This is a genomic window from Streptomyces sp. S6, assembly GCF_054880855.1.
On the sequence record NZ_JBTYMC010000007.1, the window covers coordinates 26,226 to 47,696 of the forward strand.

The window sequence follows — 21,471 nt, forward strand, 5'->3', positions numbered from 1 at the left end:
GGGCGAGAAAACCCCCCGCCCCGACGAGAGGAGCCACCGTGCCGGAGGGGCACACGATCCACCGCCTGGCCCAGGACTACGCGTCCCGCTTCCACGGCACACCCCCCGAAGTGACCAGCCCCCAGGGCAAGTTCTCCGACGCCGCGGCCCTCCTCACCCGCACGGAACTCACCACCACCGAGGCCCACGGCAAACACCTCTTCCTCGGCTTCCGCGACACCGACTGGATCCACATCCACCTCGGCCTCTTCGGCAAGGTCACCTTCGGCACCCCTCCCGCACCCCCACCCACGGACACCACCCGCCTGCGCCTCACCAACGACACGGCGTACGTGGACCTCAAGGGCCCCACCACCTGCGCCCTCATCACCCCGCAGGAGAAGCAGGCGATACACGCCCGCCTCGGCCCCGACCCCCTCCGCGAGGACGCCGACCCCACGGCCGCCTACACCCGCGTCCACCGCAGCCGCACCACCATCGCCGCCCTCCTCCTCGACCAGAAGATCATCGCGGGCGTCGGCAACGTCTACCGCGCGGAAGTCCTCTTCCGCCACCACATCGACCCCTACCGCCAGGGCAAGGACATCACCCGCCCGGAATGGGACGCGATCTGGACAGACCTGGTGGCCCTGATGCGCGAGGGCGTCCGCAACAACCGCATCGACACGGTCCGCCCCGAACACACCCCCGAGGCGATGAACCGTCCACCCCGCGTGGACGACCACGGCGGCGAGGTCTACGTCTACCGCCGCACCTCCCAGCCCTGCCACCTCTGCGCCACCCCCATCCGCACGGCGGACCTGTCCTCCCGCAACCTCTTCTGGTGCCCCACCTGTCAGCCGGCCTAGGGCCTCCCGGACGGCACGCAGCCGTCCTTTTCGGGCATTGACGGACGAGTGAGCGAATTTCCTCCTCCCCGCCCGGAGAACGCTTTCCATGAAGTTGACTGTGAAGTCGAGCCTCGGACGGGGGACAAGTGGGACCTCCCGTGCCAAGCGGCGGGTTGGATGGATAGGGTCCCGAACTAATGACAGCAGGACGACAGCGGCGTGCGGAAGCCGAGACGTTCGCGGCCCGGTTGCGGCATCTGATGCACCGGGTCCGCACCGGCGTGCGCAGAAGCGCCGTGGACTACTTCCGGGGCGACGGCTCCGACTGGGTCGCGCTGGCCGGCCTCCTGCTCACCGTCCCCGTCATCGCCGCCGCGACCCTCGCCAACTCGGTCTGGTTCTCCCCGGCCGCGCTGGTCCTCCCGATCGTCGCCGGGGGACTCCTGCTGCGCCCCTCCAGCCTGCTCGCCCTGTACGCGGCGGCGGCGACGGCACTGATCGTCGAGTCGGTGCGGCTGGGCCCGTACACGGAAGGCCCGTCACGTGTCACGCCGGGCGTCGTCCTCGTCGTCGCCGCCTGCGGTTCCTTCGGCCTGCTGATCGCCCAGTTCCGCAGCCGCGTCGGGGTCCCCTGGCGGCGGGGCGGGACGATGCTCTTCGACCTCCGTGAGCGCATCCGCGTCCAGAGCAAGCTGCCGAAACTGCCGCCGGGCTGGCACCGCGAGATGGCGCTGCGCCCGGCCGGCGGCCAGTCGTTCTCCGGTGACTTCGTGGTCGCCGCCCGCACGAACGGCGGTCGCACGATGGAGGTCGTCCTCACGGACGTCTCCGGCAAGGGCATGGACGCCGGCTCCCGCGCCCTCCTCCTCTCCGGAGCCTTCGGCGGCCTCCTCGGTTCCCTCCCGCCCCACGCCTTCCTCCCCGCCGCCAACGGCTACCTCCTGCGCCAGGACTGGGACGAGGGCTTCGCGACGTCGATCCACCTCGTCCTGGACCTCGACTCGGGCGACTACGAGCTGTACTCGGCGGGCCACCCGCCGGGCCTCCAGCTCAGCGCGGGCAGTGGCCGCTGGGAGGAGAAGGCGGCGGAAGGCCCCCTCCTCGGCGTCTACGAGGGTGCTCAATTCGACCCGGTGAAGGGCTCGTTGCGCCCCGGCGACGTCCTGATGCTCTTCACGGACGGCCTGGTGGAGACCTCCGACCGCGACATCGTCGAAGGCATCGACAGGCTCACCGGCGAAGCCGACCGCTACGTCGCCGGCGGCTTCCAGGGCGCCGCCTGGCACCTCATCGAGGCGGTGGCCAAGGACGTCAACGACGACCGGGCCCTCCTTCTGGTCTGCCGCGAGGGTCCGACGGCGACGCCGTCCCGCTTCTGACGCCCCGACTTCCGTGTGATTGGCCGGATTTGGGCGGAGTAAGTTCACCGGTTCATAAGCGGCTGATACGCAACGCCCCGCATGAGACGCCCCAGTTGGTGGCACGATGCTCTGTGGAGAGCGAACCGAACGAGGATGTGTGATCAGTCGTGGCGATTTCACTGTCAGTGGTGGTGCTGTTGGCGGTCATCCTGGTGGTCATGGTCCGAGGAGGCAGCATCAAGGCCGGCCCCGCCATCATCGCCGTCCTCTTCGGCTTCTTCCTCGCCTCGACGGGGATGGCCCCGTCCATCAGCCGCTTCATGAACTCCCTGGCGGAGTCGATCGGCGCCATCAAGTTCTGAGAAACACGAGAGCCGGGCCGGAAGTCGAAACTTCCGGCCCGGCTCTCGTCGTGCACAGAGCGGGCGACGGGAATCGAACCCGCGTAGCCAGTTTGGAAGACTGGGGCTCTACCATTGAGCTACGCCCGCATACGTGATGCCGCAGGTCACAGAAGCCCGCAGCGCCTGATGCATAGTAGCCGCTGGACCCCCTCGCCGCACATCCCGTCTCCCGTGCCCCCGTGCGCCGGTGGAATGCGACGTGCGGACCGCGTCCGGGCATGTACCCTACGTGTCGCACCAGCACGGGGTATGGCGCAGCTTGGTAGCGCGTCCGCTTTGGGAGCGGAAGGCCGTGGGTTCAAATCCCGCTACCCCGACCAGCAAGCCGATCATCGCCGTGATCGGCTTTGGGGTGCCTCGGCGGCTGCGGTTACTATGCAGGCTGCACGCCCGTGTCTCTCACTCTCTGGAAGTCTCCGGGCGGCTACCGACCGGGCCGATTCGGGTCCCGGTGGAACCCCAAGAAGTCAGCCACCAAGGAGACCGAACCGTGAAGAGCGCCGTGGAGACCCTGAACCCGACTCGGGTTCGGCTCACTGTCGAGGTGCCCTTCGAGGAGCTCAAGGACAGCCTCGACGCGGCGTACAAGAAGATCAACCAGCAGGTCACGGTCAAGGGCTTCCGCAAGGGCAAGATCCCGGCCCGGGTCATCGACCAGCGCTTCGGCCGGGGTGCCGTCCTGGAGGAGGCCGTCAACGACGCCCTCCCGAAGTTCTACACCGACGCGGTCAACGAGGCCGAGCTGAGCGTCCTGGGCCAGCCCGAGGTCGACATCACGGAGCTGAAGGACGGCGAGACGCTGAACTTCACCGCCGAGGTCGACGTCCGCCCCGCCCTTGAGCTCCCCGAGGACTTCTCCTCCATCGAGGTCGAGGTCGACGCCGTCGAGGTCACCGACGAGGACATCGAGAAGTCGGTCGAGCAGCTCCGCGAGCGCTTCGCCTCGACCTCCCCGGTCGAGCGCGCCGCCGAGGACGGCGACGTCGTCACCGTCGACCTGGAGGCCAAGGTCGACGGCGAGGTGCTGGAGGACGGCATCGCGAACGGCGTCTCCTACACGATCGGCTCCGGCGAGCTGCTCGAAGGCATCGACGACGCCGTCAAGGGCCTGGAGGCCGGTGGCGAGGCCACCTTCACCTCCGAGCTGAAGGGCGGCACCGGCGCGGGCAAGGAGGCCGAGGTCACCGTCAAGGTCACCCAGGTCGCCGCCCGTGAACTCCCCGAGCTGGACGACGAGTTCGCGCAGCTCGCCTCCGAGTTCGACACGCTGGAGGAGCTGAAGGCGGACAGCCGCAAGCGCCTGGAGAACATGAAGCAGTACGACCAGGCCACGCAGGCGCAGGAGCGCGTCCTGGAGAAGCTCCTCGACATCGTCGAGGTGCCGGTGCCCGAGAACCTCCTCGAAGAGGAGATCAACACCCGCAAGCACAACCTGGAGCACCACCAGCTCCCGCAGATGGGCCTCGACCTCGACAAGTACCTGGAACTCCAGGGCAAGACCGCCGAGGAGTTCGACACCGAGACCCGTGACGCCGCGGTCAAGGGCATCAAGACCCAGTTCGTCCTCGACGAGCTGACCAAGCGCGAGAAGCTCTCCGTGAACCAGGAAGAGCTGACCGAGCACCTCATGCGCCGCGCCGCCTCCTCCGGCATGTCCCCCGACCAGTTCGCCCAGGCGGTCGTCGAGGGCAACCAGGTCCAGCTGCTCGTCGGCGAGGTCGCCCGGGGCAAGGCTCTGGCCCTGGTCGTCGAGTCCGCCACGGTGAAGGACACCAACGGCGAGGTCATCGACCTGGACGACGAGGACGAGGACGAGGCGGAGGCTGTCGAGGCCGCCGCCGAGACCGCGTCCGAGGACAAGGCCGACGAGAAGGCCGACGCCTGATCCGCAGCAAGCTGACGACGGACCCCGGGTTCTTTCGGACCCGGGGTCCGTTGTTCGTTTCCGGCCATCAAGTGCCGCTGGTCTACGCCCCCGGCGAACACTTCCCTTTGCGGGATTCCCCGAACGGACCCGCGCGTTAGGGTCCATGGATAAAGGGCCTGCGTTATCGGCTGAACAGCCGAAGGCCCCCGCAGGGAAACGTGAGACGGCCCGGCGCCGTCGTAAGACGAGCAGGTGGATACGTGACGAATCTGATGCCCTCCGCCGCAGGCGAGCCGTCTATCGGCGGTGGACTCGGCGACCATGTCTACAACCGACTGCTCAACGAGCGGATCATCTTCCTCGGCCAGCCGGTGGACGACGACATCGCGAACAAGATCACGGCGCAGCTGCTGCTCCTCGCGGCGGCCGACCCCGAGAAGGACATCAACCTCTACATCAACAGCCCCGGCGGCTCGATCACCGCGGGCATGGCGATCTACGACACGATGCAGTTCATCAAGAACGACGTGATGACGATCGCGATGGGCCTCGCCGCGTCCATGGGCCAGTTCCTGCTCAGCGCGGGCACCCCCGGCAAGCGCTTCGCGCTCCCGAACGCCGAGATCCTGATCCACCAGCCGTCCGCCGGCCTCGCCGGTTCGGCCTCGGACATCAAGATCCACGCCGAGCGCCTCCTGCACACCAAGAAGCGCATGGCCGAGCTGACCTCGCTGCACACCGGCCAGACGGTCGAGCAGATCACCCGCGACTCGGACCGCGACCGCTGGTTCGACGCCCACGAGGCCAAGGAGTACGGCCTCATCGACGACGTCATCGCCACGGCCGCCGGTATGCCGGGCGGCGGCGGCACCGGAGCGTAGCCCTCCGGGGGTTCGCCAGGGTCCGGGCCGGCCACCTGAGGAGGGCCGACCCGACGCCCGGGACCCGACGGGATCGGACGCCCCGAACCCACCAGGGGACGGGACCCTCGCGGGCACGGGACCCCGAAGGGCCGCGCACCTCCGCGGGGCTGGCCTCGAAAGGGCCGGAACCGCGAAGGGCCGGAACCCGGAAAGGGCCAGGACCCCGAAGGGGCCGTGTCCGGAAGGGACTTGACCCCGGGACCGGGTCCGGAAGGGCCGTGGCCCCCAGGGGCTCGGCCCGGACGGTCCCGGAGCCCCTAGGGGAACGCCCTCAGCGCCCCTGGAGCTCCCCGGCCTCCCCGGCGAGACCCGAAAGCCCCGACAGAGCCCTCAGGGGCCCTGGAAGGCCGTAGGGACCCGCAGGGGGCCGTGAGGCCGCCGGACCCGTACGACCCGTAGGTGAAGAGCCTCTCGGGGCCCACCGGTCCCGTACGACCCCCAGGGGCCCGTACGGCCGGCACCCCGTACGACCCGCCCCGGACCCCCGAACACGCCCCGCTCCTCATCGCCCCACCAGCCACCGCCCAGCACAGCTTCTTCAGGAGAACACCGTGAACAGCTTTCCCGGCAGCGGACTGTACGACCGGACCATGGCCGAGTACACCGGCCCGCAGGCCGAGTCCCGCTACGTGATCCCCCGCTTCGTCGAGCGCACCTCCCAGGGCATCCGCGAGTACGACCCGTACGCGAAGCTCTTCGAGGAGCGGGTCATCTTCCTCGGCGTGCAGGTCGACGACGCGTCCGCCAACGACGTCATGGCGCAGCTCCTGTGCCTGGAGTCGATGGACCCCGACCGGGACATCTCGGTCTACATCAACAGCCCCGGCGGCTCCTTCACCGCGCTGACCGCGATCTACGACACCATGCAGTTCGTGAAGCCGGACATCCAGACGGTCTGCATGGGCCAGGCGGCCTCCGCCGCCGCGATCCTGCTCGCCGCCGGCACCCCCGGCAAGCGCATGGCCCTGCCGAACGCCCGGGTCCTGATCCACCAGCCCTACAGCGAGACCGGCCGAGGCCAGGTCTCCGACCTGGAGATCGCGGCCAACGAAATCCTCCGGATGCGCGCGCAGCTGGAGGACATGCTGGCCAAGCACTCGACCACGCCGATCGAGAAGATCCGCGAGGACATCGAGCGCGACAAGATCCTGACCGCCGAGGACGCGCTCGCGTACGGCCTCGTGGACCAGATCATCTCCACCCGCAAGATGAACAACGCGTCCATCCGTTGACGCTCAGGCGAATCCGTCTGGAGCCCCTTGGCACGGTTTGACACGGTCCACGTCAAAGTGAACCGTGCCAAGGGGGGCCCGAACGGGGGGCCAGGCAAGGTACCGTCGATGTAAGGCAGCACCAGGAGCCGCTGGACTCGTAGCGTCCAGGCGTCTCCCATGGCGAAGGGGAAGCACACCGTGGCACGCATCGGTGACGGCGGCGATCTGCTCAAGTGCTCGTTCTGCGGCAAGAGCCAGAAGCAGGTCAAGAAGCTCATCGCAGGGCCTGGTGTGTACATCTGCGACGAGTGCATCGATCTCTGCAACGAGATCATCGAGGAGGAGCTCGCCGAGACGAGCGAGGTGCGCTGGGAGGAACTCCCCAAGCCCCGCGAGATCTACGAGTTCCTGGAGGGGTACGTCGTCGGCCAGGAGGCCGCGAAGAAGGCCCTCTCGGTAGCGGTGTACAACCACTACAAGCGCGTCCAGGCCGGTGAGAACGGCGGCGGCCAGGGCCGCGAGGACGCCATCGAGCTCGCGAAGTCCAACATCCTCCTGCTCGGCCCCACCGGCTCGGGCAAGACCCTCCTCGCCCAGACCCTCGCGCGCATGCTGAACGTCCCGTTCGCGATCGCCGACGCGACGGCGCTGACCGAGGCCGGGTACGTCGGCGAGGACGTCGAGAACATCCTGCTCAAGCTGATCCAGGCGGCGGACTACGACGTCAAGAAGGCCGAGACCGGGATCATCTACATCGACGAGATCGACAAGGTCGCCCGCAAGAGCGAGAACCCCTCGATCACGCGCGACGTCTCCGGTGAGGGCGTCCAGCAGGCCCTGCTGAAGATCCTGGAGGGGACGACCGCGTCGGTTCCCCCGCAGGGTGGCCGCAAACACCCGCACCAGGAGTTCATCCAGATCGACACGACGAACGTCCTGTTCATCGTGGGCGGCGCCTTCGCGGGCCTGGAGAAGATCATCGAGGCCAGGGCTGGCGCCAAGGGCATCGGCTTCGGCGCGACGATCCGCTCCAAGCGCGAGCTGGCGGCCAAGGACCAGTTCGAGGAGGTCATGCCGGAGGACCTCGTCAAGTTCGGCATGATCCCCGAGTTCATCGGCCGCCTCCCCGTCATCACCTCCGTGCACAACCTCGACCGCGAGGCCCTCCTCCAGATCCTCATCGAGCCCCGCAACGCGCTGGTCAAGCAGTACCAGCGCCTCTTCGAACTCGACGGCGTGGAGCTGGACTTCGAGCGCGAGGCCCTCGAAGCCATCGCCGACCAGGCGATCCTCCGCCAGACCGGCGCCCGAGGCCTGCGCGCCATCATGGAAGAGGTCCTCCAGGGCGTCATGTACGAGGTCCCGTCCCGCAAGGACGTCGCCCGCGTCGTCATCACCGCCGACGTCGTCCTCTCCAACGTCAACCCGACGCTGATCCCGAGGGATTCGCGCGGCGGGCGTGGGCCGGGGGAGCAGAAGTCGGCGTGAGCGTCTGACAGTTGCTGTGCCGAAGGGCCCCCGGAACCGAGTTCCGGGGGCCCTTCGGGCTGTGGGGCGCCGATGTCGCGTCCTCCTCCGCCGCCCCCGCCCGGCCCGTCCTGCGGGCAGACGGCGCGAACGCGAGGGAAGGCGCACGCCGCTCACCTCACACCTTGACGCGAACGTCCTTGCGCAGCTTGGTCGTGATGTCGATCGCGGTGGCCTTGTCGACGCTCTTCGTGTTGTCGCCGGGGGAGACCATGGCGACGGTGCTGTAGTCGGCCCAGATGCAGAACCAGTCCGTGGCGGTCTTCTTCGTCAGGCTGTTGACGCTGGTGGCGGCCTGGCACTTGGCGGCGGCGCCGTCGATGTCGACCTTCTCCGGCTGCCCTTCGAGGGTCGTCTTCGAGGCACCCGGAGCCGAACCGCCGGACGCGATCTTCGCGTTGTTCGCCTCGATCTGCGCGGTGATCGCGGCGAAGTACCTGTCGAGGGTCACCTCGGGGTCGGCTATCTCCCCGTACCCGCCCAGCATCGTCACCCCCCGGGAGGTCAACAGCTCGGCCTGGGGCGGCAGTTTGGCCGGGTCCGGGTTGCGCGGGTCGAAGTCCTCCCCGAAGTCGGCCGTGGACCACTGCCCGACGACCGCCTTGCCGTCCTTCACGCCGCTCATCTGGAGGTACTTGACGGTGTCCGCGTCGCTCGTCTCACCACCCTTGCCGACCCGCTTGTACTCGGTGGCGACCTTCGCGGGGGTGTCCAGCCGGTGCGCCCCGTCGTTCTCCAGCCCGCCCCCACCACCGCTGCCGACCACGACGTACGCGCCCACCGCGACGGCCACGACGACGGCCGCGATCCCGACGATCAGCCCGGCACGCTTCTTCTTCGCAGGCGCCGGCACGGGCGGCTGCTGCATCGGGGGAGCCCCGTAGGGGGCCTGCCCGTAAGGGGGTTGCCCGTAGGGGGCCTGGGGCGCCTGCACCTGCCCCATCGGCTGCGTCGGCTGCGTGTAGGGGTTGGCCTGCGGCTGCTGCCCGTACGGACCCGGCTGCCCATAGGGACCCGGCGAGCCGTACGGACCGGGCTGCTGCGGCTGACCGCCGTACGGCCCCGGCTGGTTGTTGCTCATCCCTGGGATCCCCTCCAGATGCCTCACGTGTTCCTGACATCCTGGCCCAGCCCCGGGCGACCCACGGCATCGGGGTCGGGGCCGCCACCGGACAATCGCGTTTCTGGACGACCCCCGGCCCCCGTAAACTGGGCCCGTGACCGAGAACTCTCAGCAGCGCCCAGAGCCCACCACCGACCTGCCGACCCAGTACGCGCCGGCCGAGGTAGAGGGGGCGCTGTACGAGCGCTGGGTAGAGCGCGGTTACTTCGAGGCGGACGCGGCGAGCGACAAGCCGCCGTACACGATCGTCATCCCCCCGCCGAACGTCACCGGTTCGCTGCACCTCGGCCACGCCTTCCAGCACACGCTGATGGACGCCCTGACCCGCCGCAAGCGCATGCAGGGCTTCGAGTCCCTGTGGCTGCCCGGTATGGACCACGCCGGTATCGCCACCCAGAACAAGGTCGAGCAGCAGCTCGCCGAGGAGGGCAAGTCCCGCCACGACCTGGGCCGCGAGGAGTTCACCTCCCGCGTCTGGCAGTGGAAGGACGAGTACGGCGGCAAGATCCTCGGCCAGATGCGCCGCCTCGGCGACGGCGTCGACTGGTCCCGCGAGCGCTTCACGATGGACGAGGGCCTCTCCAAGGCCGTCCAGACCATCTTCAAGCGCCTCTACGACGACGAGCTGATCTACCGCGCCGAGCGCATCATCAACTGGTGCCCGCGCTGTCTGACGGCCATCTCCGACATCGAGGTCGAGTACCAGGAGGACGCCGGCGAGCTGGTCTCCATCCGGTACGGCGAGGGCGAGGACAGCCTCGTCGTCGCGACGACCCGCGCGGAGACGATGCTCGGCGACACGGCCGTCGCCGTCCACCCCGACGACGAGCGGTACCGGCACCTCGTCGGCAAGCGGATCAAGCTCCCGCTGACCGACCGCACGATCCCGGTCGTCGCGGACACCCACGTCGACCCCGAGTTCGGCACCGGCGCCGTCAAGGTGACCCCGGCGCACGACCCGAACGACTTCGAGATCGGCCGTCGGCACGACCTGCCGAACATGACGATCATGGACGAGCACGGGATCATCACCGTCCACGGTCCCTTCCTCGGCCTCGACCGCTTCGAGGCGCGCTCGGCCGTCGTCGGCGCGCTCAAGGAACAGGGCCGGATCGTCGCCGAGAAGCGGCCGTACATGCACTCCGTGGGCCACTGCTCGCGCTGCAAGACGACCGTCGAGCCGCGCCTGTCCATGCAGTGGTGGGTCAAGGTCGCGCCCCTCGCGAAGGCCGCCGGGGACGCCGTCCGGGACGGCCGCGTCGCGATCCACCCCGAGGACATGTCGAAGCGGTACTTCGACTGGGTCGACAACATGCACGACTGGTGCATCTCGCGCCAGTTGTGGTGGGGCCACCGCATCCCGATCTGGTACGGCCCGGACGGCGAGGTCGTCTGCGTCGGCCCCGACGAGCAGCCGCCCACCGGCGAGGGCTGGACGCAGGACGCCGATGTCCTCGACACCTGGTTCTCCTCGGGCCTGTGGCCCTTCTCCACCCTCGGCTGGCCGGAGAAGACCCCGGACCTGGAGAAGTTCTACTCGACCGACGTCCTCCTCACCGGCCACGACATCATCTTCTTCTGGGTCGCCCGGATGATGATGTTCGGCCTCTACGCGATGGACGGCGAAGTCCCCTTCAAGACCATCGCGTTGACCGGTCTCGTCCGCGACGAGTTCGGCAAGAAGATGTCCAAGTCGAACCCCAACGCCGTCGACCCCCTGACCTGGATGGACAAGTACGGCTCCGACGCCGTCCGCTTCACCCTCGCCAAGGGCGCCAACCCCGGCGCGGACGTCCCGATCGGCGAGGACTGGGTCCAGGCGTCCCGCAACTTCACCAACAAGGTGTGGAACGCGACGCGCTTCGCCCTGATGAACGGCGCGACGGTCGAGGGTGAACTCCCGCCGGTGGAGGCCCTGTCGGCCACCGACCGCTGGATCCTCTCCCGCCTGAACAAGACGGTCGCCGAAGTCGACGCCTTCTACGACGACTTCCAGTTCGCCAAGCTCAGCGAGGCCCTCTACCACTTCGCGTGGGACGAGGTCTTCGACTGGTACGTCGAGCTGTCCAAGCCGACCTTCTTCGCGGGCGGCGACCAGGCCAAGGTCTCGGCCCGCGTCCTCGGCGAGGTCCTCGACGTCATGCTCCGCATCCTCCACCCGGTGATCCCGTTCGTCACGGACACCCTGTGGACGACGCTGACGGGCGGCGAGACCCTCGTCACCGCCGAGTGGCCCGCAGACTCGGGCTTCCGCGACGACGCCGCCGAGCAGGAGATCGCCCTCGTCCAGCAGGTCGTCACCGAAGTCCGCCGCTTCCGCAAGGAGCAGGGCCTCAAGGACGGCCAGAAGGTCCCGGCCCGCCTGGTCCTCGACGGCACGCCGCTCGCCGCGCACGAGGCCGCCATCCGCCAGCTCCTCCGCCTCCAGCCCGAGACGGACGAGTTCGCCGCGACGGCGACCCTCCCCGTGGCCGGCGCCTCGGTCGCCCTCGACCTCTCCGGCACGATCGACGTCGAGGCCGAGCGCAAGCGCCTGACCAAGGACCTCCAAGCCGCCGAGAAGGAGAAGGCCGAGGCCGAGAAGAAGCTCGGCAACGAAGCCTTCGTCGGCAAGGCCCCGGAGAACGTCGTCGCCAAGATCAAGGCCCGCCTGACGAAGGCGGACGAGGACATCGCGAGGATCACCACCCAGCTGGAGAACCTCCCGAAGGCGTGAACCACGACAGGGCCCCGGTGCTGCGGAAGCACCGGGGCCCTGGTGTATCCCGGGGAGCGGGTGGCTCCGCAGTGCCGGTGACTTGAGGTTCCTTAGGGGCGCGGGGAACTGCGCGAGCAACCACGACGCGCCCGCACCCGCCGTTCACCGCACTGGGCGATACGCCCCGGACCCACCCGATGTCGGCGGCGCTCCGTAGACTGGCTCTCGTGACACAAAGCGACCCGTTCGACGAGATCATCGCCGCCGAGACCGACCGCGACCCCGACCTCGCGGTCATCGAGGCGGGGAGCCGGACGCTCCGGACCCAGGGCGCAGGGCAAGCCGAGGACGTCCCGAGCCGCCCGGCCGACCCCGAGGTGGACGCCGCGCTGCGCACCGTCGAGTCGGAGCTGGCGACGCGCTGGGGCGAGACGAAGCTGGAGCCGTCGGTCAAGCGGATCGCCGCGCTGATGGACGTCCTGGGCGAACCCCAGAACTCCTACCCGGCGATCCACATCACCGGCACCAACGGCAAGACGTCCACGGCGAGGATGATCGAGTCCCTCCTCGGCGCCTTCGAACTGCGCACCGGCCGCTACACCTCCCCCCACGTCCAGTCGATCACCGAACGCATCAGCCTCGACGGCGCCCCCATCTCCGCGGAGCGCTTCGTCGAGACGTACGAGGACATCAAGCCCTACGTCGAGATGGTCGACGCGAAGGAGGACTTCCGCCTCTCCTTCTTCGAGGTCCTGACGGGCATGGCGTACGCGGCGTTCGCGGACGCCCCGGTGGACGTCGCGGTCGTCGAGGTCGGCATGGGCGGCACCTGGGACGCGACGAACGTGATCGAGGCGGACGTCGCCGTGATCACCCCCATTTCCCTGGACCACACGGACCGCCTCGGCTCCACCCCCGCGGAGATCGCGGTGGAGAAGGGCGGGGTCATCAAGCAGGACGCGACGGTGATCCTCTCCCAGCAGCCGGTCGACGCCGCGCAGGTCCTGCTGAAGCGCGCGGTCGAGGTCGACGCGACGGTCGCGCGCGAGGGCCTGGAGTTCGGGGTCGTCGAGCGACAGGTCGCCGTCGGCGGCCAACTGCTGACCCTGCGCGGCCTCGGCGGCGAGTACCCCGAGGTGTTCCTCCCGCTGCACGGCGCCCACCAGGCGCACAACGCTGCGGTGGCGCTGGCCGCGGTGGAGGCGTTCTTCGGCGTCGGCGCGGCCCGCGCGGAACCCCTCGACCTCGACGTCGTCCGCAAGGCGTTCGCCAAGGTCACCTCGCCGGGCCGCCTGGAGATCGTCCGGCGCTCCCCGACGGTCGTCCTGGACGCCGCGCACAACCCGGCGGGCGCGCAGGTCACCGCCGACGCGATCAGCGAGGTGTTCGACTTCAGCCGGCTGATCGGGGTCGTCGGCGCGAGCGGCGACAAGGACGTCCGGGGCCTCCTTGAGGCGTTCGAGCCGATCTTCGCGGAGATCGTCGTCACGCAGAACTCGACGGCGCGGGCGATGGACGCGGACGAGCTGGCCGCCGTCGCCGTCGAGGTCTTCGGCGAGGACCGCGTCCAGGTCGAGCCCCGTCTCCCCGACGCCCTTGAGGCCGCGATCACCCTGGCCGAGGAGGACGGCGAGTTCTCCGGCGCCGGCGTCCTCGTCACCGGCTCCGTCATCACCGTGGGCGAGGCCCGCGTGCTCCTGGGAGGGCGCTGAGGATGCGCACGCTGTGTTCGTCGACATTGATCGGTGAATTCTTTGTCATCGGTTTCGCCGGCCTGGTGGCGATGAAGGACCCGGACCTGTCGATGGGGACGGTCTGGACGGTGTGCGGCGTGCTGATGGGGCTGAGTGTCCTGCTGTGCGGCGTCGTCACCCGGCCCGGCGGGATCGCGCTCGGCTGGGCCCTTCAGATCGCGCTGATCCTGTCCGGCGTCTTCGTCCCGCTGATGTTCTTCATGGGCGCGGTCTTCGCGGCGCTGTGGTGGGCGTCGGTGCACTACGGCCGGAAGGTCGACGAGGCGAAGGCGAGGTTCGCCGCGCAGGCGGCGGCCTCCACTACACCTGACGCTGCGTGACGGCGGTACCGACACGCCCTGTAACCTCGTGGCACCGCACATCAGCAGCGAAGGAGCTTCCCAGTGAGCCAGCGCACCCTCGTCCTCCTCAAGCCCGACGCCGTCCGTCGTGGCCTGACCGGCGAGATCATCGGCCGTATCGAGCGCAAGGCGGACTGGCGGATCACCGCGCTGGAGCTGCGGACGCTGGGCCGGGACATCCTGGAGCAGCACTACGCGGAGCACGTGGGCCGGCCGTTCTACGAGCCGCTGATGGAGTTCATGGCGTCCGGCCCGGTCGTCGCGCTGATCGTCGAGGGTGAGCGGGTCATCGAGGGCGTGCGGCAGCTGGCCGGTCCGACGGACCCGATCGCCGCGGCGCCGGGCTCGATCCGGGGTGACTTCGGGGTCATCGTCCGGGAGAACCTGATCCACGCCTCGGACTCGGAGGAGTCGGCGGAGCGCGAGGTCAAGCTGTTCTTCCCGGGGCGCGACTGACCGTCGTCCAGGGCCGTCCATGAACCTTTAGGGAGTTTTCGTGGACGTTTTTGACGGAGAGTCAGCTCGCCTGTTCGACAGTTCGGGGACGGCCGTACATTTTCGGCCGTCCTTCGGCATATGCGGTGCCGATCGGGGGAACGCGTGCCTCCGATGGACCGTCTCCACAAGCGAGGCGGGTCGGCACGTGCTGACAATGGCGAAGACCCTCGCGCGGTGTCCGTGATGGCGCGTCTACGATGTAATCCTTCACGTCACCGCACCCACTTCGCCGTCCTGAAAAGCCCTCAAAAGCTTGTGGGAAGGCCAGACGAATCCTGATGGGGAACTCAATGTCGTTCATCGGCCGTGACATGGCTGTCGACCTCGGGACCGCCAACACGCTGGTGTACGTCAGGGGTCGCGGGATCGTCCTCAACGAGCCGTCAGTGGTCGCGATCAACACCAACACCGGTGGCATCCTCGCGGTCGGCTCCGAGGCGAAGAAGATGATCGGCCGCACGCCCGGCAACATCGTCGCCGTGCGCCCGCTCAAGGACGGCGTGATCGCCGACTTCGAGATCACCGAGCGGATGCTGCGCTACTTCATCCTGAAGATCCACAAGCGCCGCTATCTCGCCCGGCCCCGCGTCGTCGTGTGCGTGCCCAGCGGTATCACCGGCGTCGAGCGCCGCGCCGTCATCGAGGCGTCGACGCAGGCGGGCGCCCGCCAGGTGCACATCATCGAGGAGCCCATGGCCGCCGCCATCGGCTCGGGCCTGCCGGTCCACGAGGCGACCGGCAACATGGTCGTCGACATCGGCGGCGGCACCACCGAGGTCGCCGTCATCTCCCTCGGCGGCATCGTCACCGCCCAGTCCATCCGCGTCGCCGGCGACGAGCTGGACAACGCGATCATCCAGCACATCAAGAAGGAGTACTCCCTCCTCCTCGGTGAGCGCACGGCCGAGCAGATCAAGATCACGATCGGTTCGGCGTACGACCTCGACGACGACGAGCACACCGAGATCCGCGGCCGTGACCTTGTCTCCGGGCTGCCCAAGACGGTCGTCATCTCGGCCGCCGAGGTCCGCAAGGCGATCGAGGAACCGGTCAACGCGATCGTCGACGCCGTGAAGACGACCCTCGACAAGTGCCCGCCCGAGCTGTCCGGCGACATCATGGACCGAGGCATCGTCCTCACCGGCGGCGGCGCCCTGCTGCGCGGCCTCGACGAGCGGCTCCGCCGGGAGACCGGCATGCCGATCCACATCGCCGAGGACCCGCTCGACAGCGTCGCGCTCGGCTCCGGCAAGTGCGTCGAGGAGTTCGAGGCGCTCCAGCAGGTGCTGGACGCAGCCCCGCGCAGATGACGTAACGCTTCGATTCCGCCGTACGAGACGATCCCTTCTCGTGCGGCGGATCGTTGATATAGAGGCATAAGCTCCCCCAAAGACCCCTGTTCCCGAGTGACTTCGCGGCAGGGCTTCCCGAATTTCTACGCATCACTACGAGGAAGGCACGGCCGCCGCACGTGAGGGACACACGAGAGAGCCGGCTGCTCCTGGTACTCCTGGTCGCCGTCTCGTTCGCGCTGATCACGGTCGACATCCGAGGGGGTGAGGACTCCCCGGTCGACGGCGCCCGGCAGGCCGCCGCGACGGTCTTCGGCCCCATCGAGAACGGCATGGCCTCCGCGGTCGACCCCATCGGCAACGCCGTCTCGGCCGTACGCGACTCCGGCAAGCGCCACGACCGGCTCGCGGCCCTGGAGAAGGAGAACGCCGCCCTCAAGGCCAAGCTCGGCAGCGACGACCGCAACCGCAGCCGCCTCACGCAGCTCGACCGGATGCTGAAGATCGCCGGCGAGGGCCAGTACGGCATCAAGGGCGCGCAGGTCATCGCCATAGGAGCGGCCCAGGGCTTCTCCTGGACGATCACCATCGACGTCGGCGCGCGCGACGGCATCCAGCGCGACATGACGGTCCTGAACGGCGACGGTCTGGTCGGGCGGGTGACGACGGTCGGCCCGAACTCCTCGACCGTGCTGCTCGCCAGCGACCCCGACTTCACCGTCGGCACCCGCATGGAGGCCGGCGACGAACTCGGGTTCGCGTCGGGGCAGGGGGACCGGCCGCTGCGCGTCGAACTCCTCAACGGCAAGGCCGAGGTGAAGAAGGGCGACCGGCTGGTGACCTTCGGCTCCCAGGCCGACAAGCCGTTCGTGCCGGGCGTGCCGGTCGGCATCGTCTCCCGGGTCGACCCCTCCGGCGGCGACCTGACGCGGACGCTGTACGTCACGCCGTACGTCAGCTTCACGAAGCTCGACATCGTCGGGGTCGTCGTCGAGGCCCCCAAGAAGGACCCGCGTGACACGGTCCTCCCGAGCAAGCCGAAGCCCGTCCCCACGCCGACCGTCACCGTGACGGTCACCCCGGGCGCGACGGCACCGGACCAAGGCCGGCGCAGCGGCCAGCAGCAAGAGCAGTAGGAGCTGACACTTTTCATGCGCGTCAACCGCATTCTGCTCTCCGCGACCCTCGTCGTCGTGGCCCTGGTCGTCCAGGTCAGCGTGCTGGCCCGGCTCCACCTCCCCGGCGCGGTCCCCGACCTCCTGCTCCTGACGGTCCTCGGCCTCGCGATGGTCTACGGGCACACCAGCGGGGCCCTGATCGGGTTCGGCGCGGGTCTGTTGGCCGACCTCGCCCCGCCCGCCGACCACGCCGCCGGGCGGTACGCCCTCGTCCTCAGCGTCATCGGGTACGCGGCCGGGCTGATCAAACCCGAGACCGGGCGGCTGAAGTCGGCCACGGCTCCGATGCTGGTGGTCGTCGCGTCGGCGATCGGGTCGACGCTGCTGTACGCGATGGTCGGGGCGCTGGTCGGGGACACCGCCGCACGGCATGTCGGGCTCGGGGGGCTGCTGTTCAGCGCCGCCCTGTACGACCTGCTGCTCGCGCCCTTCGTCGTGCCCGCCGTGATGTTCCTGGCGCGGCGGGCCGACAACGATCCGCTGGCCGAGGCCGGTTCGGCTGCCAAAGCGCGGGACGTGTCCGCCGGGTGGCTGTCGTCGGGGACCGGGCTGCGGATCGGGGGGCAGCGGGGGAGCGGGCTGAAGATGAAGGCGGCGAAGAGGTCCGCCGCGCGGACGGGGCGGATCAAAGGGGTGAAGAGGCTTTGAGGACGGGGGAGTCGGGCGAGGCGGCCGGGGCTGTGGATTCGGCGGCCGGGATTTCTGCGCGAGGTTCACTCGCAGGGGTGAACGGCGGGGGAACGCGGGCGGGTGGCCCGGCCGTTCATGAGGCGTACGGACATTCGATTCAGAGCGGGGCGGTTCAGGGCATGCCGGTTCAGCGAGCGGGGAGGGGGAGGCAGTGACGAACATCCCGGAGACCGGGCGGACACCCAGGGTCCAGACGCGGCTCGTGGTGATCCAGATCCTGGTCCTCTCGCTGCTCGGGACGCTCGGCGGGCGCCTGTGGTACCTCCAGATCCGGGAGGGCGACGAGTACGCGAAGGAAGCGTCCGGCAACCACGTCCAGCAGGTCGTGGAACCGGCGGTGCGCGGCTCGATCCTGGACGCGCGAGGCGTGCCCCTCGCGGACAACGAGACCCGGCTCGTGGTCTCCGCGTCCCGTACGGAACTGCTGAAGCAGAAGGACGACGGCAAGGCGGTCCTCACCAAACTCGCGGGCGTGCTCGGCATGACCCCCGAGGAGGTCCGGCAGAAGGTCCGCCTCTGCGACGCCAAGACCCCCCAGCCCTGCTGGAACGGCTCGCCCTACCAGCCCATCCCGATCACCGACGAGGCGACACCGAAGCAGGCCCTCCAGATCCGCGAGCGCGCCGAGGACTTCCCCGGCATCACCGCCGAGCCGGAAGCGGTCCGCCGCTACCCCGGCCCCGGCCAGTCGAACACCGCGCAGGTCCTCGGCTACCTCTCGCCGGTGACGGACGACGAGATCCAGCAGGCCAAGGACAGCGACTCGCCCTACCTGCGCTCGGACCAGGTCGGCCGCTCGGGACTTGAGCGGGAGTACGACAAGGAACTGCGCGGCAAGGCCGGCGTCACGCGCTACGAGGTGGACAACCTCGGCCGCGTCATCGGCCAGGCCGAGGCGACCCCGGCACAGCCCGGCGCCAACCTCGTCACCAGCATCGACGCCCGGGTCCAGCGCGTCGCGGAGTTCGAGCTGAACGACGCGATGAAAGAGGCCCGCAAGCAGTGGGACCGCAACACCAACGAGAAGTACAAGGCGGACTCCGGCGCCGTCGTCGTGATGGAGGCCAAGACCGGCCGCATCGTCGCGATGGCCTCGAACCCGACGTACGACCCGAACGCGTGGGTCGGCGGGATCTCCGCCAAGGACTACAAGTCGCTCACCGGCAAGGACTCCAACTACCCGCTGCTGAACCGCGCCATACAGGGTCAGTCGGCACCGGGCTCCACCTTCAAGGTGATCTCCACGGCGGCGGCGGTGGAGGCGGGCTACGAGTTCAACGGCCGCTACCCCTGCACGAGTTCGTACTCGGTCGGCGGGCAGGTCTTCAAGAACTTCGAGTCGGAGAACTTCGGCCCGATCAGCCTCGGCCGCGCTCTTGAGGTCTCCTGCGACACCGTCTTCTACGGCCTCGCGCACAACGAGTGGCAGAAGGACGGCGGCATCAAGCCGAAGAAGAACCCCGGCGACTACTTCTTCAAGGCCGCCCACCAGTTCGGCCTCGGCAAGGAGACCGGCATCGACCTGCCGAACGAGGTCACCGGCCGCGTCCCCGACCGCCAGTGGAAGCAGAACTACTGGAAGGCCAACAAGGACGCCTGGTGCAAGCAGGGCAAGAAGGGCGGCACGTACGTCGAGCAGATCGCGTACGAGAACTGCCTCGAAGGCAACCAGATGCGCGCCGGTGACGAGATCAACTACTCCATCGGCCAGGGCGACACCCTCGTCACCCCGATCCAGATGGCGACGATCTACGCGGCGATCTCCAACGGCGGCACGCTCTACAACCCGACCGTCGGCAAGGCCGTCATCAGCCCCGACGGCAAGACGACCACCGCGATCGAGCCCAAGTCCCACGGCAAGCTGCCCATAAGCCAGGCCACCCTGTCCCAGATGGACAAGGCCCTCGCCGGCGTAGCCACCGAAGGCACCGCCGCCTGGCGCTTCGCCCAGGTCGGCTGGCCCCAGGCCAAGATCCCCATGCACGCGAAGACCGGTACCGCCGAGGTCTACGGCAAGCAGACGACGTCCTGGTTCGCGACCTACACCAAGGACTACGCGATCGTCATGACGATCTCCCAGGGCGGCACCGGCTCCGGCGCCTCGGGCCCGGCGGTCCGCAACATCTACGACGCGCTGTACGGCGTAGCGGACGACGGCACGATCACCCCCAAGAACGCCCTGCTCCCGACCCCGCAAAAGACCCTCCCGAAGATCCAGCCCGACGGCACGATCACGTCCCCGAAGGTCCCCAGGGACCCCGCAAAGGACCAGCGAGCAAGCCAGACGGCCCCGGCAAAGCAGGACGGCACACTGCCGCCGGGTACGACCCCGACGAACACGGGGGGCAACCAGGACACGCGGAGGAAATCGCGTCGCAGGAAATACGGGCCTGAGGGCAACGGACCTCAGGGGCGCGGGGCTGTATCTGATAGCGGCTCCGCCGCGGGGCGCGACCAGCCACGACGAAGCCGCACCCGCCAGACCACCGATCGAGGCACTTACGGGCTGCGATCCTTCCTCCGCCATCCCCGAGGGGAAGCCAAATGACGGGCAACACCTTCTCGGTCTCGGGCTACGGCCCGGACCGCGCGGGCTGGACCAGACTCCTCGCCCGCGACTCGCTCGCAAGACGCCTCGACTGGCCGATACTGCTCTCCGCCCTGGTGCTCTCCTGCATCGGCTCCCTCCTGGTCTTCTCCGCGACGCGAAACCGCACGGAGATCAACCAGGGCGACCAGTACTACTTCCTCCTGCGCCACCTCATGAACACCGGCATCGGCTTCGCCATGATGATGGGCACGGTCTGGCTCGGCCACCGCACCCTGCGCAACGCGGTCCCGATCCTCTACGGCCTCTCGGTGTTCGGCATCCTCCTCGTCCTCACCCCCCTCGGCTCCACGGTCAACGGCGCCCACTCCTGGATCGTCCTCGGCGGCGGCTTCTCCCTCCAGCCCTCGGAGTTCGTGAAGATCACGATCATCCTCGGCATGGCGATGCTGCTCGCGGCGCGAGTGGACGCGGGCGACAAGCCGTACCCCGACCACCGCACGGTCCTCCAGGCCCTGGCCCTCGCGTCGGTCCCGATGCTGATCGTCATGCTGATGCCGGACCTCGGTTCGGTCATGGTGATGGTGACGATCGTCCTCGGCGTCCTCCTCGCCTCCGGTGCCTCGAACCGCTGGGTCCTCGGCCTCCTCGGCGCGGGCGGCGCCGGCGCGCTCGCGGTCTGGCAGCTGGGGATCCTGGACGAGTACCAGATCGCGCGGTTCGCGGCGTTCGCCAACCCGGAGCTGGACCCGGCGGGCGTCGGCTACAACACCAACCAGGCACGGATCGCGATCGGCTCGGGCGGCCTCACCGGCTCGGGCCTCTTCCACGGCTCGCAGACGACCGGCCAGTTCGTGCCGGAGCAGCAGACGGACTTCGTGTTCACCGTGGCCGGCGAGGAGCTGGGCTTCGTGGGCGCGGGCCTGATCATCCTGCTGCTCGGGGTGGTCCTCTGGCGGGCCTGCAAGATCGCCCGGGAGACGACGGAGCTGTACGGGACGATCGTGGCCGCCGGGATCGTCGCGTGGTTCGCGTTCCAGGCGTTCGAGAACATCGGGATGACGCTCGGCATCATGCCGGTGACCGGTCTGCCGCTGCCGTTCGTGTCGTACGGGGGGTCGTCGATGTTCGCGGTGTGGGTGGCGGTGGGGCTGTTGCAGTCGATCAAGGTGCAGAGACCGATGTCGGCGTGAGGGGGTGGCCGTCGGGCGGCCGGTCGGGTG

The 21,471-nt window shown here is 69.0% G+C and carries 17 protein-coding genes and 2 tRNA genes; 17 read left to right on the forward strand and 2 right to left on the reverse strand.

Features of this window, described 5'->3' with window-relative positions; translation table 11 throughout:
* Positions 1–38: 38 nt before the first annotated feature.
* The 3 genes from ACVNF4_RS02045 (at position 39) to ACVNF4_RS02055 (ending at position 2,553) form a co-directional block, all read left to right on the forward strand.
* Complete coding sequence (locus ACVNF4_RS02045) at positions 39–848, forward strand: Fpg/Nei family DNA glycosylase (RefSeq protein WP_461800878.1); 810 nt, start codon at positions 39–41, stop codon at positions 846–848.
* A 179-nt stretch (positions 849–1,027) separates the two neighbouring features.
* Entirely contained in the window at positions 1,028–2,209 is a 1,182-nt protein-coding gene (locus ACVNF4_RS02050; protein ID WP_461800879.1) for a SpoIIE family protein phosphatase, read from the forward strand.
* Between the two features lie 149 nt (positions 2,210–2,358).
* Positions 2,359–2,553, forward strand: coding sequence for a hypothetical protein (locus ACVNF4_RS02055; protein WP_461800880.1), 195 nt, complete (start codon positions 2,359–2,361; stop codon positions 2,551–2,553).
* 58 nt (positions 2,554–2,611) lie between these two features.
* Here ACVNF4_RS02055 and ACVNF4_RS02060 read toward each other — a convergent pair.
* Positions 2,612–2,682: transfer RNA gene (locus tag ACVNF4_RS02060), tRNA-Gly, on the reverse strand.
* Between the two features lie 156 nt (positions 2,683–2,838).
* Here ACVNF4_RS02060 and ACVNF4_RS02065 point away from each other — a divergent pair.
* The 5 genes from ACVNF4_RS02065 (at position 2,839) to clpX (ending at position 8,087) form a co-directional block, all read left to right on the forward strand.
* Positions 2,839–2,915: transfer RNA gene (locus ACVNF4_RS02065), tRNA-Pro, on the forward strand.
* A gap of 170 nt (positions 2,916–3,085) precedes the next feature.
* Entirely contained in the window at positions 3,086–4,480 is a 1,395-nt protein-coding gene (gene tig / locus ACVNF4_RS02070) for a trigger factor (protein ID WP_461800881.1), read from the forward strand.
* Positions 4,481–4,734: 254 nt separating this feature from the next.
* The gene (locus ACVNF4_RS02075; RefSeq protein WP_461800900.1) at positions 4,735–5,343 is read left to right on the forward strand and encodes an ATP-dependent Clp protease proteolytic subunit; all 609 of its coding nucleotides are present in this window, start codon (positions 4,735–4,737) and stop codon (positions 5,341–5,343) included.
* A gap of 593 nt (positions 5,344–5,936) precedes the next feature.
* Positions 5,937–6,617, forward strand: a complete 681-nt coding sequence (locus ACVNF4_RS02080) for an ATP-dependent Clp protease proteolytic subunit (RefSeq protein WP_461800882.1) — start codon at positions 5,937–5,939, stop codon at positions 6,615–6,617.
* 180 nt (positions 6,618–6,797) lie between these two features.
* Complete coding sequence (gene clpX / locus ACVNF4_RS02085) at positions 6,798–8,087, forward strand: ATP-dependent Clp protease ATP-binding subunit ClpX (protein WP_461800883.1); 1,290 nt, start codon at positions 6,798–6,800, stop codon at positions 8,085–8,087.
* 157 nt (positions 8,088–8,244) lie between these two features.
* Here the strand turns inward: clpX and ACVNF4_RS02090 are convergent, their stop codons facing one another.
* Entirely contained in the window at positions 8,245–9,207 is a 963-nt protein-coding gene (locus ACVNF4_RS02090; RefSeq protein WP_461800884.1) for a hypothetical protein, read from the reverse strand.
* 136 nt (positions 9,208–9,343) lie between these two features.
* Between ACVNF4_RS02090 and ACVNF4_RS02095 the strand changes: the two genes are divergently transcribed.
* The 9 genes from ACVNF4_RS02095 (at position 9,344) to rodA (ending at position 21,441) form a co-directional block, all read left to right on the forward strand.
* A complete protein-coding gene (locus ACVNF4_RS02095) occupies positions 9,344–11,965 on the forward strand; it encodes a valine--tRNA ligase (protein WP_461800885.1) in 2,622 nt (873 codons plus the stop codon).
* A 209-nt stretch (positions 11,966–12,174) separates the two neighbouring features.
* The gene (gene folC / locus ACVNF4_RS02100; protein WP_461800886.1) at positions 12,175–13,659 is read left to right on the forward strand and encodes a bifunctional tetrahydrofolate synthase/dihydrofolate synthase; all 1,485 of its coding nucleotides are present in this window, start codon (positions 12,175–12,177) and stop codon (positions 13,657–13,659) included.
* A gap of 2 nt (positions 13,660–13,661) precedes the next feature.
* A complete protein-coding gene (locus ACVNF4_RS02105) occupies positions 13,662–14,021 on the forward strand; it encodes a DUF4233 domain-containing protein (RefSeq protein WP_461800887.1) in 360 nt (119 codons plus the stop codon).
* A 63-nt stretch (positions 14,022–14,084) separates the two neighbouring features.
* Complete coding sequence (ndk, locus tag ACVNF4_RS02110; protein ID WP_461800888.1) at positions 14,085–14,498, forward strand: nucleoside-diphosphate kinase; 414 nt, start codon at positions 14,085–14,087, stop codon at positions 14,496–14,498.
* Between the two features lie 332 nt (positions 14,499–14,830).
* Entirely contained in the window at positions 14,831–15,850 is a 1,020-nt protein-coding gene (locus tag ACVNF4_RS02115; protein ID WP_010355320.1) for a rod shape-determining protein, read from the forward strand.
* A 161-nt stretch (positions 15,851–16,011) separates the two neighbouring features.
* Positions 16,012–16,968 (forward strand): rod shape-determining protein MreC, encoded by a 957-nt coding sequence (mreC, locus tag ACVNF4_RS02120; protein ID WP_461800889.1) that lies wholly within the window; start codon positions 16,012–16,014, stop codon positions 16,966–16,968.
* Positions 16,969–16,983: 15 nt separating this feature from the next.
* Positions 16,984–17,658, forward strand: a complete 675-nt coding sequence (gene mreD / locus ACVNF4_RS02125) for a rod shape-determining protein MreD (protein ID WP_461800890.1) — start codon at positions 16,984–16,986, stop codon at positions 17,656–17,658.
* A 193-nt stretch (positions 17,659–17,851) separates the two neighbouring features.
* Positions 17,852–20,248, forward strand: a complete 2,397-nt coding sequence (mrdA, locus tag ACVNF4_RS02130; protein ID WP_461800891.1) for a penicillin-binding protein 2 — start codon at positions 17,852–17,854, stop codon at positions 20,246–20,248.
* Positions 20,245–21,441: a rod shape-determining protein RodA gene (gene rodA, locus ACVNF4_RS02135; RefSeq protein ID WP_461800892.1), complete on the forward strand. Its 1,197-nt coding sequence runs from the start codon at positions 20,245–20,247 to the stop codon at positions 21,439–21,441. The genes mrdA and rodA overlap by 4 nt, the downstream gene beginning before the upstream one ends.
* The last annotated feature ends 30 nt before the right edge of the window (positions 21,442–21,471 follow it).

Coding starts and splice junctions, on each gene's coding strand:
- ACVNF4_RS02050 (WP_461800879.1), top strand. CDS start 1,028: ATGACAGCAGGACGACAGCGGCGTGCGGAAGCCGAGACGTTCGCGGCC.
- ACVNF4_RS02075 (WP_461800900.1), top strand. CDS start 4,735: ATGCCCTCCGCCGCAGGCGAGCCGTCTATCGGCGGTGGACTCGGCGAC.
- ACVNF4_RS02090 (WP_461800884.1), bottom strand. CDS start 9,207: ATGAGCAACAACCAGCCGGGGCCGTACGGCGGTCAGCCGCAGCAGCCC.
- ACVNF4_RS02105 (WP_461800887.1), top strand. CDS start 13,662: ATGCGCACGCTGTGTTCGTCGACATTGATCGGTGAATTCTTTGTCATC.
- ACVNF4_RS02115 (WP_010355320.1), top strand. CDS start 14,831: ATGTCGTTCATCGGCCGTGACATGGCTGTCGACCTCGGGACCGCCAAC.
- mreD (WP_461800890.1), top strand. CDS start 16,984: ATGCGCGTCAACCGCATTCTGCTCTCCGCGACCCTCGTCGTCGTGGCC.
- rodA (WP_461800892.1), top strand. CDS start 20,245: ATGACGGGCAACACCTTCTCGGTCTCGGGCTACGGCCCGGACCGCGCG.